Origin of the sequence: Sphingomonas sp. Leaf208, from assembly GCF_001421415.1 — a bacterium.
Lineage (GTDB): Bacteria > Pseudomonadota > Alphaproteobacteria > Sphingomonadales > Sphingomonadaceae > Sphingomonas.
The window spans coordinates 30,513-43,928 of record NZ_LMKH01000005.1 but is presented as its reverse complement, the minus strand read 5'-3'; the positions used below and the strand labels follow the sequence as shown (position 1 = coordinate 43,928).

The following is a 13,416-nucleotide window of genomic DNA, read 5'->3' as shown; positions in this document are numbered from 1 at the left end:
CAAGGGTCGATCCACCGCAATATTCATGACGGCGTTGGCCGGGGAAGGGCATCGAGCGCTGCCGATACCTGCAGGCGCAGATCGTCGTCCCGGGTAATTTCCAGCATAGCGCTGAGGCTGCTGCGGGCGCCGGCCACATCTCCTGCGACCAGGTGAAGTCTGGCACGCTCCCACCAACCATGGGCGTGCGTGGGTGCCACGATCGTCATGCGGTCATATAGGATCAGCGCGCGCGCGGGATCGCCAGTCTGCTCGGCACGGGTCGCCTGGTTGAGCAGCAGTCGAACGAGTGCCGATCGGTTCGACAGGGGAAGCATCCCGTCGGCAAACCGTGCCTGGCCCGTCATCTGCTCCAACAACGCTTCCACCTGTTCAGGTGCGACGATGCGCCCGTCATTGAAGGGATCGATGATCAACGCATCCGATGCGTCGCCGAGGCGGACCAGGACGTGGCCGGGGGTATTGAGCGGCATCGCCGACCAACCCAGGCGGCGAGCGATCGCCACATAAAGGATCGACAGGCTGATCGGCAGCCCGAGCCTGCGATCGACGACCGCGATCAGATCCGCATTCTGCGGATCGTCATAGTGTACGCGATCGCCAGAGAACCCGAATTCTTCCACCATCACGTTGCTCAGGGCCTGGGCCTGAGCGACGCTGCTTACCGCGTCGCCGTCAGCCGCGCGCAGGGCTATTTCCATGTCTGTGAGCTCATCGAGATATTCGTCGAGATCGACACCGGGGTGATCAAGCGCCGCGAGTTCCAGGGCGGCCAGATCAAGCTCGATTTCGCCGTCTTCCATCAGCCCGAGATGAAGAATGGTATTGATCATAAGGGACTAGATGGGGACTTTTCCGATCGTTCCTATGACACCGCAAGGCTAGCGGTTCCGGCGAACGTCGCGTCATTCATGAGCGCTGGCCAAAGACAGCTATCCGTTCGAAGCCATGTCCGCATGCCCCGGACAGCTAACCTGGCGCCGAAGGCCTCACCGCCGGAGTCTCGCTGGCGAACCGTGTCGCAGGACTATGGACCCATGTCATTGCCGAGTAACCCATGCTCGGGCATCGTGAAACGATGAGCCAGCAAAATAGCAATTTCGAACAGGCGGCACAGATCGTCGAGGCGTTCTCCGAAAGCGAGACCGACGAACGCATTCTCGAACTGCTGACGCGGATCGCAGCGGCGATCCGCGATCAAGCAATAGACAATTAAGGCAGCGACGATGTGCAATCGCGCCCGCATGCTCGGTGAACCCGAAACCCATTGGGAGTCTGCCGCAAAGATCTTCAGCGAGCGACCGCGCGACAACCGGTTCGACCCGCGCGAGCTTCGCCCCAAGAGCCGAAATTATGTGGTGCGGGAACAGGACGGCGAGCGTGCCTGGGATGTGATGTCGTGGGACGTGCTGGGCGGAAAGGCCCCTTGGCCAATGACCAACGTCCGTAACCTGGCCCTTCCACAGTGGCGCAAGCTTGCGGAGAAGCCGGAAAACCGGTGCCTTGTGCCGTTAACCGAATTCTGTGAATTTACGCCTGACAAGCATGACCTGGGTGACGGGAAACCGCCGCTCAAAGGTGAAATGTGGTTCAGCGTGGTCGATCAGCCCGTGTTCGCAGTTGCCGGATTCTGGCAGCACACTGCGGAAGGGAACGGGTTCACGATGGTGACGTGCGATCCCAACACGCTGGTGGCGCCGATCCACCCGAAGGCCATGATCACGATCCTCGACCCGGCTGACGTGGATACGTGGTTGCGCGGTTCCTATGATGACGTGGTGAAGCTGCAACGCCCATTCGATGCTGACCGCATGACGGTGCGCGGCCCGGTGTTCCCGACGCGACGCAAGGAACGCTAGACGCGGCTGTCTATCCTTCAGCCGGCGTCTAGCGCCATGGTTGGACGCCATATCGATACATGCCAGTCTTGGCGCGCTGGGCGGCTTGCTGTGATGGCCGGTAGCGGCCTCGTGAAAAGGTCGACCAATCGACCGCCCATCCGGTTCGCACCATGGCGGACGCGATCTCCACGCCCCGCCAGTTCCAGCATTGCGCCACGATCCGATTGTGATTGCGCTGGCCGGTGTCGCGACAAGTGACGCGCCGATCGGCGACAAGCTGCACGAGCTGGGCGCGCGCGGTGGGACCGAACCGGGTGTCCTTCTCCGGCGCATCGATCCCCCATATCCGCACGGGAATCTTGCCAAACCGGAACGTGTCCCCGTCATAGATCGACGTGGGGACGCCGGTTGTCTCTTCGGCCGGCAAAGGATGGCGAGGCGGCTTCCACCGTCGCGCGTCGGCCGGTGTGGCAATGCTGGTGATAGCGAGGGCAACGATCGCCGCCCTCGTTCCGCTGCGGGTCAAAGGCGCACGCTGCGCCGCTGGGCCGGCTGGTCGTTTCCGATCGCCGGCCCCGATCGCCGCTGCTGCTGGGTTTCCTCGTCCACCCGTAGCTTTGGCGTTGGTAATGCCTGCTGTGCCGTTTGCATGGCGGCGTTGACCTGGCGCTCGACGCCGGCACGTCCAAGGCTGCTATTTTGCTCAAGGTCGTTAAAGTCGGTGAACCGCTTAGGATCGGCCGCCTGCTCGCCGGGTGCGAAAATTGGATGGACCGCTTTACCGCCTACGGCTTCGGCAGCCTCGTTTGCCTTGTCCCGTCCCGGATTGTGTCCGTAGGTCTGCTGAACGCGTAGATCGTCGTCCGCCATGACGAATATGGGCTTGTCGGGAAACCGCTCGTGAAGCGCCTTCGCCACGGCGGGGAGATTGCCGGCATCGAACCCGGCAACGGTTGCATGGCCTACCACGTCGCCGATCGTCGTCATGGTCGCATAGCCTTCGCCGATCATCAGCCTCGGCGCTTGCTCAAGGTCTGCCAGCGTGCCGTTGACGACATGGAAACAGCCCTCCTTGTGGCTGTCCTTCGCGAACCGCTTGGTGCCGTCCTCCTGAATATACTGCGTCGTCCAGTGCTGTCCCTGCGCGTCGATCGCGGGGAGGTGGATCGTTCCGTCCTTGCTATCTGTCATCGCGCCGATCGTCGGGCCGATCCCTTTGGCTGCCATGTACGGCGTTGGCTCGGTGATCTGCCTATAGCCGGCCGCGCGCATCTGCACGCGCCGGGCGGACTCCGCATAGGTCGCGGTCTGCTCCCGCTCGCGAGCGTCGCGCTTGGTGGCCGCTTCGGCGCTGAGCCGGGCTTTCTCCTCCTCCGAAAGTGCCGCGCCGGTAAACTTCCATTTCATGTCCAAGTTCGTGCGGAAGTTTTCGATGTGGCCGGCCGGGTGGCCGTCGAGATAAGCGCGGTACGATCCGGTCGTCTCCTTGCCTTTGTCGCCCTCGGCCGGCACGCGATGGCGCTGGCCGTCCATGATCGGATGCCCGCTCGGCACGGTCAGACCCATGGATTTCATCGCGTCGGCAAACTCCTGTTGGGGAGTGATCGCCTTGTCCTGTCTGTTGGGTCGGTTCTCGGGGTTCCAGCGTGCGAGCTTCGTCGGATCGCTGCCCTCGGGTGCGTACCACGACTTAGCGGTGGCATCCCATTTCGCGCCGGCCGCCTTGGCGACGTTCCGCTCTCCATAGGGAACCGCCAGATATTTGCGTTCTGCCGGCGGCTTGGGGGTGTTGCTGCGATCGGTCATCTGCTGCCCTTCCTGTTCGGCGCTGGGGGACGCTGCGGATTGCGAGGCGCTATCGGCCTGCCCTGGTGCCTGCTGCTGGGGCTGGCCTTCTACGGCCGGCGCTTGGGCCTCCTTCGCCCACTTGGCGAACGGTGCTTGGCCTATCCCGGCGGGGACATACCAAGTCTTGCCGTCCTTATCCCATCGCGCGCCTAGCTGCTTGGCCTCGTTCTTCTCGCGGAAGGGGACGTTTAGCGGCGTCGGCGTGTCGGCAATCTGCGCCGGGGGAGCCGTTGCTACGAGCGCGGGTCCAGCGTCGTGCAATCGGGCGTCATTCTCGGCCAGATGCTGCCAGCGGTCGGCCCGGTCGTCTGATCCGTCCTCGATCTTCGCCAGCCTGACGATCTGCGTATCAGCCCAATCGATCGTCCCGGCCGGGATGGTCGGTTCACCCTGCCGGTGATCTACCGGATTGCTGGTTCCGGCGACAACATGCCCGAAATTGTCGCTGACGATCCGGCTCTCGCCGGTGAAGTCGAAGCCGGCAACCGCGTTGGGCTTCTCCTGCAGCGCGCGATATTCGCGGCTCAAGTCGGCGAACAGGTCCAGCGCCGCGTCGGCCCTCACGCCAGAACTGACGTTGATGAACTGCCGTTCCTCGTCGTCCCACGTCTGAACGGTAAAGGTCGGCTCGCGAGTCAGCTTTTCGCCCGTCTCGGCGAACGCCTGCGCCAGCCCTTTTCGTTCGTAATAGGCGTTGCTGAACACCTCGTCGTCGGCGGCGATTCCAAACACGGGGGACAATCGCTCAATCGCGGTCTGGAACATCGCCGGGTAATCGGTGGTGTCCCGTCCAACCACGTCGCCGATCTGCACCATGCCAGCTGCGGCAAGGGCGCGCTCAAGGTTCGCGTGCGGAGCGCCCATCGTCGGGTCGTAGCTATGGTTGAAGCCGTGATAGTGGCTGAACTCGCGGTCGGCATCGTCCAGCACGATTGCAACCGGCTGCGCCAGCAACGCCAGCCTGCCGGCCTCGCTCGCGCTCTCGGGGGTGAGGATCGCTGTCGGCTGCGGCTCGCCTATCTCGGCGGTCTGGCCCTGCTCCTGAACCTGCTTCTGCTCGAACGCGAGCATGTAGGTGTTGATCTTCTCGGCGTCGGAACAGGCGCGGACGATCTCCATGGGATCGTCTTCGAGAGCTTTGATCCATGACGCGACATAAGCGACATGCTGTTCGGGATCGTGGCCGATCTGTAGCTCGTCGCCTACAATCATGCTCGCGATCTCGGCGCGAAGCTCCTCCTTCGCATAGCCTTCCGATCCGAACGGGTGTGCGAGGTCGCGATCAAGCCGGTTCGGATAGCCCGTCCAGTGGCCGGCCTCATGTAGCGCCGTCCCGTAGAATTGCGCCGCGCTCGGAAACTGCGACCGCTCGGGGAGGGTGATGCTGTCGGTCGCCGGGCTATAGAAAGCCCTGTTGCCCGGTATCTCGGTGATCTTCGCTCCGGTGGCCTTTAGCAGCGCGTCGGCGCGCTCGATCGGGTTCCATTCGGGAGGCTGGGGCGGTGTGCGAGGGGGCAGGCCGTCGATCTGCTCGGCGTTGAAAACCACGGCATAGAAGGGGCGGGGGCGCTCAAGCTCCACGCGGACCTTCATGGTGTTGCCTTCGGCATCCTTGACGGGCTTGCCCTGATCGTCCTTTAGCGTCTGTTCGTCATCGAATTTCCAGTATTGGACAAGCGAGCCTTTCTCGCCTTTGCGGACCTGTGCGCCGGCTGCGCTTGCCTGCTTATAGGTCATCCAACGATTGTCTTCGTGGCCCTCGGACATGAGGTTCACGACATTGACGCCACGATACCGCTTTCCGGTCGTCGGGTTCATGGGGATGATCGAACCGCTGCCCTCGTCACCGAAGGCGGCCGGGTTCCATGGCCGTTGCCATGGCGCTGTCCCGGCCTTTAGCTGGTCAATGATCTTCTCGGCTACGCGCTCATGAAACGGCTTTTTGTCCTCGGCCATGATAGCCTCCGCTGATTAGTTTTTGACGCGGGCAAGGGTGAGAAGCGACCGGGTTGCGGCCGGTGCCGGCGCGGCCGGCTCAAGTCCGTCTTCGGCCGCTCGGGCGTCTTCCTCGCTCAAGGCATCCTCCACGAACGCCCCGGCGCGATCGGCCTCCTCCGGGTCAAACTCGATCACGGCTCCGGGGATTTCAGCGTCCATCAGCTTTTGACGGATAATCGCATCCGCGTTCACGTCCTCGATCGGCCGGGCATCGTCGGTCATGCTGCTTTTCCTTTGCTGTAATCGGGCTTTCCGTTGGCGTCGAAATAGGTCTGCTTGCACTCGGGGTATCCGCTGCAACTCCACCAATAGGCGTTCTTCTTCTTGGCGGCTGGTCGGCGGATAAGGCCCGATCCACACGCCATACACTTGTGCATCGCCGATACCGTTGCCGGCTCTTTCTTAGTCAGCACGGGCTTGCCGGCTTTGTCTTCGCCCGTAAATTTACAGCCCTCGGAATAGCCGGTGCAGGACCAAAAATGGCCGCTCTTTCCCTTCACGCGGCGAAGGGGTTTCGAGCACAGTGGGCAGGGCGGCGCGTCGGTTTTGATCGACAGCCCGTATTCCTTCACGTTCGCGACCTCGCGCGCGACGTAATTGGCAAGCGTCTGCACGAACGATTGTGCATCCTTCGATCCATCGGCAATCGCGCGCTGCTGCTCGTGCCAAATCGCCGTCATGTCGGGATATTTGGCTTGGTCGGGGAGGGCGTCGTAGAAGTCGCGAGCCTGCGGCGTGCTGACGATGTTCTTGCCCTTCTCGATCAGGAACCCGCGATCGAACAAGGTGGCAATGATGCCGTCCCGCGTGGCCGGCGTACCGATCCCGCCATGTTCGCCCGCCTTGTCCTTGTCCTTCTCGATCAGGAGCTTTCGCAACCGATCGTCACGGACGTATTTCGCAACGCGGGTAAGGTCCGTCAGTAGAGTCGCCATGGTGTAGAGCGGCCTCGGCTTGGTTTCCTGCTGGTCGGCGCTGGCGCTGGTGCATGTGCCGATCTGCCCGGCGACTATCGCGCGAAGGTCGAGTGCAACGGCTTCCTCGTCACCGGCAAGGTCTTCGTTGCCGGCGTCATTCTTATAGAGGATCGTCCAGCCCGGCCGGGTGGTGATGTTGCTCCGGGTCGTGAACCGCCGGCCTTCTACCTCCATCACAATATCGGTCTGGTCATACTGATGCGTCGGCCAGAACTGAGCGACATAGGCGCGGGCGATCAACAGATAGATTTTCTGCTCGACGTCGGTCAGCTTTGATAGGTCGGCCGTGGCCTCGGTGGGAATGATCGCGTGGTGCGCGGACACCTTTGCGGTGTTGAACGCCCGGCTTTTGATTGCCGGATCGGCACGTTTGACCGGGGCCGCCAACATGGGAGCCGTCTCGCCGATCGCCGCCAGTACGCCGGCCGCGTCCGCGTGCTGCTCGTCGCTGAGATATTCGCTGTCGCTGCGGTTGTAGGTAATCAGCCGGTATTTCTCGCGAAGCGCCTGGGTCACCTCTTTGACCTGATCCGGCTTCATGTCGAACTTGCGAGACGCATCGGTTTGGAGCTTCAACAGATTGTAGGGGAGCGGAGGCGATGCCTCCTTGGCGTTCGTCGCTATGCTGATGACCTTGGCGGCCTTGCCATGGACGGCTGCGGCAATCGCGCGGGCGTGCGCCTGATCGGACAGGCGGCCTTTGTCATCGACGGGATCGTCATCGACAATCTGATAGCGCCCCGGAAAGACCGTCTCTCCGACCTGAAATTGGGCAGTGACGGTGTAGTAATAGCCTTTGGTGTGCGCCTCGAACTCGCGGTCGCGACGCACCACAAGGCCAAGGATCGGGGTTTGGACGCGCCCCACGCTGAGCACGCCCTGATAGCCCTTGGCCTGCGCTGCCAGCGTGTACGCACGGGTCATGTTGACGCCATAGAGAAGATCGCCAACGCCGCGCGCCTCGGCCGCTGTGGACATGCCGGCAAACTCGCGATTGTCCCGCATGGTCGATAGCGCGCGCTGCACCAATTTCAGATTGTAGTCGTTTATTAGGACGCGCTGCACGGGGAGCCGGGAACCGGCCCATTCTATCACCTCGTCAACGAGTAGCTGGCCTTCGTCATCGGGATCGCCGGCATGGATGATACCCTTGGCGGGCTTCAACAGGTCGCGGATGATGCGAAGCTGCTTCATCTTGTCGGGTGACGGCTTCTTGCTCCACGGGATGAAGCTGATCGGTAGCTCGGCCATGCTCCACGGTGTTTCCGGGGCCTCAAGCTCAAGCATGTGACCGAATACCCATGTCACGTAATGCTTGCCGCAATCGATGTAGCCGTCTTGCCGGCTTCCGCCTCCAAGCCCCTCGGCGATGGCTTTCGCGAGGTCGGGCTTTTCCGCGATGACGACGATTTCTCCGGCCATCGGGCGCTCCTACCAAATCACGATTGGTTGAATGACGGTGCTGATTTGCTGGCGCGAGATCGGGCCGAAATACCGGCTGTCGAACGATACCTTGTTCTCGCCCATCACAATCACGTCACCAGCCTTCACGGTGCCTGCGCCCGCAAATACCGGAAGCGGGCGGCCTGCACCGTCCAGCGGGCGCGGCTTGCTGTTCGGGATGGGGACGCCGTTGATGACGACGCCCTGCGGGCCGATCTGCACTCGATCATTTTTAGCCGCTAAAATTCGCTTCATCATCGGGTAGCTCCCGCCGGGGCAAGAGCCGGGATCGATGTAGTGCCGCTTCAACGCGAGCCGGAAAACCTCTCGCTGGGGCGGGCAAAACATCACGTAAGCGCCTTTGTGAATCGGCTCGGCGCTGGTCCTGTAGAAGCCTAGCGGGATGCTGCGGGTCACGTTGACGCGCACGCCGGCTGCGGCTGCGGCGACGGTCGCGATGGACAGTCCGAACACGGCAAAGGCTGTGTACCGTCCAACCGTCTTGAAGCTCGGCCGCTTCACAACTTCACGCGAACAGGGGGAAGTCCCTCGTCTCCGTCATCGTTGCCGGGGCGTGGATCGCTCGCCGCTCTGGCGACACGGATTTTGTCGCTCTTATCGGGGGCCGGCACCTGAGCGCGGGCTTGGAACGTAGGGTCTTTGAAATACAGCGGTTGCTTGCCGTAGATCATCGGATAACCCGCCATATAAAGAAGCATGTCGCCGGCCTCCTCGATATCGCCGTTGGCGTTCTTCTTCGGTCCCGGCATCCGTAGGCACTCGTCGGGGGTGAGTAGCGGACGCTGGGTTTCCTGAACCGTTCGCGATTCCGATCCTGAAAGCCAACCGCCGCCCTTGTTCTTGCTGGTGGTGATCTGCTCTTTCAGGATGGTCGTTTGCCCCGTCATCTTCGATAGATGCTCGGCCGTCTCAAGCCGGTTGGGCGGATAGGCGTTCTGCACATGGCAGTTGGACGTAACTAGCTCGTCGTGACCATAGCCGGTTTCCCGGCTGCGTAGCTGGTTGATGTCCTGACAAATCAGATAGAATTTCAGGCCGTAGCCGGCGGCGAAAGCCAAGCTCTCCTGAATGATCTCCAATTTCCCTAAGCTGGGAAACTCGTCGATCATGAATAGCATCCGGTGCTTGTAATTGGCCTTAACGCGTCCGCCCTCGAACTCCTGCTTGGGTGCAAGGATGCGAACCATCATGTTCAACATGATGCGGACTAGCGGCCGGAGCCGGTTCTTATCGGTAGGCTGAGTGATGATGTAGAGGCTTACCGGAGTGTCATGGTTCATCAGGTCGCGGATTGAAAAATCGGACGTGGACGTATTCGCCGCCACGACGGGATCGCGGTAAAGCTCGATGTAGCTCTTGGCGGTAGACAGGACGGACCCGGCCTCCTCGTCGGGGCGGTCCATCATGTCGCGCGCGGCGCGGCCGATAACGGTGTGGTTCTTCCCGCCCGGCAAATGGCCGAACGCCATCATTTCTTCCCATAGACCTTTGATCGGCCGCGCCGGATCGGTCAGCAGCCCGTCAACCTCGCTCATGGTGGCGGGTGGGCCGCCATTCTTGGCGCGGTAAATCGCGTGCAGGATGACGCCGACGAACAACGCCTGCGAAGTCTTCTGCCAATGGCTTTCCAGCCCTTTGCCATCGGGATCGACTATCAGCGTCGCGAGATTCTGAACGTCGGCAACCTCGTTGTCTGTCCCGACGCGAATTTCGTCCAGCGGGTTCCAACGCACGCTTCCGCGCGACGATGCCGGCTCGAACCGCATGACGACTTGGCCGGCGTGCTTCTTCCGCCAGCCTGCGGTCAGCGCCCAAAGCTCGCCCTTCAAGTCCGCAACAACGGTGCTGTACTTCCACGATAGCAACGTGGGGATGACCAGTCCGACGCCCTTACCCGAACGGGTTGGGGCGTAGGTTAGAACGTGCTCGGGGCCAGCATGACGGAGATAGGAAACCTTCCCGTTCTTCTCCTCATAGGCTCCGACATAAACGCCATCGTTGTCGATCAGGCTGGCGGCTTCAATGTCCTTCTTATCGGCCCATCGTGCGGAGCCGTGTAGGAACTCGTTGCCTTTGCCACGCTTAGAGAAGGTGGCCTTGGCAATCACTCCAAACACGAGGCCGGCGACTCCCATCCCCATGCCAATCCCCATCGACTTGCCGAACGCCTGCTTGAGCGCCGGGACGTTCTGCCAATCCATCAACCACGACACGATCCGCCACGGCGCATAGAAATGACCGAAGATCGGCGAACCCAACTGCGCGGAATACGCCAGCGTATGCGCGAAAATCTGCGTGGCGGCGGATAGGCCCCCAATCAGGAACGCCAGAACGATAAAGGCGATAAGCCCCCTTCCCTGCGAACCACCTGTCTTGCGCCCGCGCGAGCGGACCTGTGGACCGACTGCGTTGTTCCGTGTGGTCTTCGTCATCGGCTGCGTCCTCTGCCCTTCACGGTTCCATTGGCTGCGATCTCGATCTTGTCGCCGATCGCCAATCTGGCGGCACGGGCCGCGCTGGTGGCATCGATCGGCAGCACCATGATTTCGTCGCCACGTTTGAGAAGCGCCATTTTCTGGCCCTCCACCTCTCGCGTTCCCGCGTAAGATAGCGGAACGTCGCCTGCCTCGAAAGGCCGATGTTTCGGTATATCCATTCCCGCAACGCGCTTTGTCTCGCGCTCCGCAATGTATTTCTCGGCTGCTGCGATCCTCTCTGGCGTCACTCCTGACCCAGATACATCCCATCGCAAGAGACGATCTCGCCGGGCTTCTGCGCCGTCCATGTTTGGACGAACATCACGCGGCAATAGCAGCGAAGATCGCTCGTCGTAGCGAACCACACTGAGTTCGGACAAACTCCGCACGCGATCTCTGGCCTCGGGCGGCGGCCTTCGTCCAACCCGGCCAATGTTCGGCTTCCCGCCTGCAACCCCTCGGGTTCCTCCGGGCCTGCGAAGACGTGCGGGTCCGCTTCTTCCACCAATGTCGGCACTCCGGGTATCGCTTCGGGCGATACCTGGCTGTCCTGAGCCGTCTGCGGCTCCTCGGGTTCCGGCTGGGCCTGTTGCTGCTCTGGTGGTGCTGGCGGTGTCTCCGGGGGCTGCGGCATTGCGCTCCCGTCCACGAGTGCCATCGCCTCCGCGATCTCCTCGTCCAATGTCTTCTCTGCCACGGGCGGCCTCCTGCTGGGTTATGCTGGCAAGCGCCTGTCTGCGGCGCTCAAGGGCGGGATCGTCAAAAGTTATGGGGAGCGCGGCGCGGGCTGCGGCCTGCGCGACACGCTCCTTAAATTCAGCGCTGCCGGCGATCGTCAGGTCCTTGCCGTAAAGCGACTGTGCGATCCGCAAGGCCGCGGCGATGCCTTCAACCTCGGCACCTCGCGAGACGTGCAAGCTATTGCCGTCATCGCGAACGGCTGCGCCGGGAGTGCGATAGATGATCGTGCCTCGTTTGGTGACATGATCGGCGCGCTCTGCGTCGCTGATTGCGTGTGAGGCGGCCGGGCTCGCCCTCACGGCATTGCCGGGCTTGTGCTTCTGCCCCTCGCGCGCCCGCATCGCCGCCAGCGCCTCGACGTTCCCGGCCTTTGCCTCGGCCTGCAACCAATCGTGCCAGCCTTTCCGGGTGTTGCGGACGTTGATCCGCTCGCGCTCGCGCCGGTACGCCTCGATGATCTTGTCTATGGCCTGCTGGCTGGCTCGCGACGTGAAGGTGTACGACATGCGCCGCATCATGCCGGTGCCGCCCGCAAGCCGGATCGCGGCGCGGCGAAATCGCGCGGCCCGCTTTACCGCCTCCATGCCGGCCGCGCGTTTGGTGGCGGCTGCGGCAAGCTCTGCCGACCGCGCCGCGCTGCGGTTCTTTTGCTGCTCCTGATAGCGCGCGAACAACTCGGCGGTGTTCACGCGCGACGCCATAGGGCGGGGCTCATACGCCCGTTTGGCGACAGGCTGGGCTAGAGTGCCATCGGCCGCCACGAATGGCCCTAGCCGGTCCTCAAGCGCCTTTTTGGACAGGTCGCGAGCGATCGAACTGGCTTTGATCGACGGCCCGTTCTCGGCCGTGACCACATAGCCATTGCCTCGCGCCTGCATTAAAAGCCCGTTCGCTGCCATGGTCGCGTGCAACGCCTGCCAGCTATCGGCCGCCTTTATCTCGTCGGCGCATGTCCGCCGCACCCAACCGATCAGGCTTTCCAGCCCGGCGATCTGCTCCATGTCAGCGGCGCGGCCTTCCCCTCCCCGCTTCCGTGCCGTGTGGTTGTCGCGCTCAAGACCGAACTCGGTTTCGAGCTTGTCGCATAGCTCTGCAAGCGTGCGGTAATCACGCAACGGCGAATGAACGGTATGCCGTTCGGGGTGAACTTTGTTGATCGCGATATGAAGGTGGAGATTGTCGGTGTCATGGTGAGCAGCGCTGATCCGCTGGTGATCGCCATATCCAAGCCCGGCGCAAATCCGCTGCTCGATCTCGCGCACGACTTCCGGGGAAGGGGTTTCCCCCGGTCGGAATGAGACGATCAGGTGATAGGTCTTGTCGGCGTTCGATCGGGTGTTTGCCTGCTGCACCAACATAACATCGTCGGCCGCATCGAACGGGTCATCTGAGCCGCAATTTGTAACGGTGACGGCTGCAACGCGCTCGTCACGGCCCTGCGCGCTAGTGATGTAGCGGACCAATCCGCCAAAATCGCTCCTGCGCGTAACCTTCATCGGGACGTGCTTCGCGATCACGCGAGGCCCCCGAAAATTTTAGCCGCTAAAATCATTCGCGCGCCCTGAGCACCGTTTTAACGATCGCGCGTAGCTCCTCCTGATTGGCCTCGATCTTCTCCAACACGCCCCGGATGATCCGCGTCATCCGCGCCGGCTTGAACTCGTCCAGCTTCTCGTCGTCGGTCAGCCACAGTTTCAACAGACCGCCCATCCGGCCTAGATCGCCGTTGATACGGACAAGCTCCCGTGCCTGTTCACGGTCGATCATACTGCGCGGCTGATGCCCTAGCCCAACAAGCCGTAGATAGCTTGACGCGCTCTCGCCGACGCTCGCCGCCAGCGCCTCGATCATGGCCTTTTCCTCGGGGAGCACCCGCACCTTAATGGCTGGGCTTCCCTTCCTCGTTGGCGTGTCGTCGTCGTCCATCTTACCTCTCGGCGCGGTAGCGGCGGGCCTCGCCAGAGCAGGATTCCCGTTGAACAGCCCCGCTGCGAATAAGAGAATGTGATGTGATCTCGCCGGCTTGCCGGTGGGGTCACTTCACCTATCCTGCCCTGGTTTTGTCTCCTA

General features: G+C 62.2%; 11 protein-coding genes. 2 read left to right on the top strand and 9 right to left on the bottom strand.

The features are described from left to right. Window positions 1–23 precede the first annotated feature (23 nt). On the bottom strand, window positions 24–833 hold the full coding sequence (locus ASE69_RS04705) for a SirB1 family protein (RefSeq protein ID WP_056483731.1): 810 nt from the start codon (window positions 831–833) through the stop codon (window positions 24–26). A gap of 245 nt (window positions 834–1,078) precedes the next feature. Between ASE69_RS04705 and ASE69_RS21800 the strand changes: the two genes are divergently transcribed. Both ASE69_RS21800 and ASE69_RS04700 read left to right on the top strand, forming a co-directional pair. After that, a complete protein-coding gene (locus ASE69_RS21800; protein ID WP_156362140.1) occupies window positions 1,079–1,216 on the top strand; it encodes a hypothetical protein in 138 nt (45 codons plus the stop codon). Between the two features lie 10 nt (window positions 1,217–1,226). Then, window positions 1,227–1,859 (top strand): SOS response-associated peptidase family protein, encoded by a 633-nt coding sequence (locus tag ASE69_RS04700; protein WP_056483728.1) that lies wholly within the window; start codon window positions 1,227–1,229, stop codon window positions 1,857–1,859. A gap of 28 nt (window positions 1,860–1,887) precedes the next feature. Here the strand turns inward: ASE69_RS04700 and ASE69_RS04695 are convergent, their stop codons facing one another. From ASE69_RS04695 to traJ, 8 genes are read right to left on the bottom strand one after another with little or no spacing between them, the layout of a single operon-like run. Beyond that, window positions 1,888–2,367, bottom strand: coding sequence for a thermonuclease family protein (locus ASE69_RS04695; RefSeq protein ID WP_056483725.1), 480 nt, complete (start codon window positions 2,365–2,367; stop codon window positions 1,888–1,890). After that, window positions 2,364–5,645, bottom strand: coding sequence for a zincin-like metallopeptidase domain-containing protein (locus ASE69_RS21050; RefSeq protein WP_082452873.1), 3,282 nt, complete (start codon window positions 5,643–5,645; stop codon window positions 2,364–2,366). The genes ASE69_RS04695 and ASE69_RS21050 overlap by 4 nt, the downstream gene beginning before the upstream one ends. Before the next feature lie 15 nt (window positions 5,646–5,660). Beyond that, window positions 5,661–5,909 (bottom strand): hypothetical protein, encoded by a 249-nt coding sequence (locus ASE69_RS04680; RefSeq protein ID WP_056483722.1) that lies wholly within the window; start codon window positions 5,907–5,909, stop codon window positions 5,661–5,663. Next, window positions 5,906–8,086, bottom strand: a complete 2,181-nt coding sequence (locus tag ASE69_RS04675; RefSeq protein ID WP_056483719.1) for a DNA topoisomerase 3 — start codon at window positions 8,084–8,086, stop codon at window positions 5,906–5,908. Before ASE69_RS04675 ends, ASE69_RS04680 begins: the two co-directional genes overlap by 4 nt. 9 nt (window positions 8,087–8,095) lie before the next feature. Then, complete coding sequence (gene traF, locus ASE69_RS04670) at window positions 8,096–8,629, bottom strand: conjugative transfer signal peptidase TraF (RefSeq protein WP_056483716.1); 534 nt, start codon at window positions 8,627–8,629, stop codon at window positions 8,096–8,098. Then, the gene (locus ASE69_RS04665; protein WP_056483713.1) at window positions 8,626–10,560 is read right to left on the bottom strand and encodes a type IV secretory system conjugative DNA transfer family protein; all 1,935 of its coding nucleotides are present in this window, start codon (window positions 10,558–10,560) and stop codon (window positions 8,626–8,628) included. Before ASE69_RS04665 ends, traF begins: the two co-directional genes overlap by 4 nt. Next, complete coding sequence (gene traI / locus ASE69_RS04660) at window positions 10,557–12,863, bottom strand: TraI/MobA(P) family conjugative relaxase (RefSeq protein WP_056483710.1); 2,307 nt, start codon at window positions 12,861–12,863, stop codon at window positions 10,557–10,559. Before traI ends, ASE69_RS04665 begins: the two co-directional genes overlap by 4 nt. Window positions 12,864–12,894: 31 nt before the next feature. After that, window positions 12,895–13,272: a conjugal transfer transcriptional regulator TraJ gene (gene traJ, locus ASE69_RS04655; protein ID WP_056483707.1), complete on the bottom strand. Its 378-nt coding sequence runs from the start codon at window positions 13,270–13,272 to the stop codon at window positions 12,895–12,897. Between the last annotated feature and the right edge of the window lie 144 nt (window positions 13,273–13,416).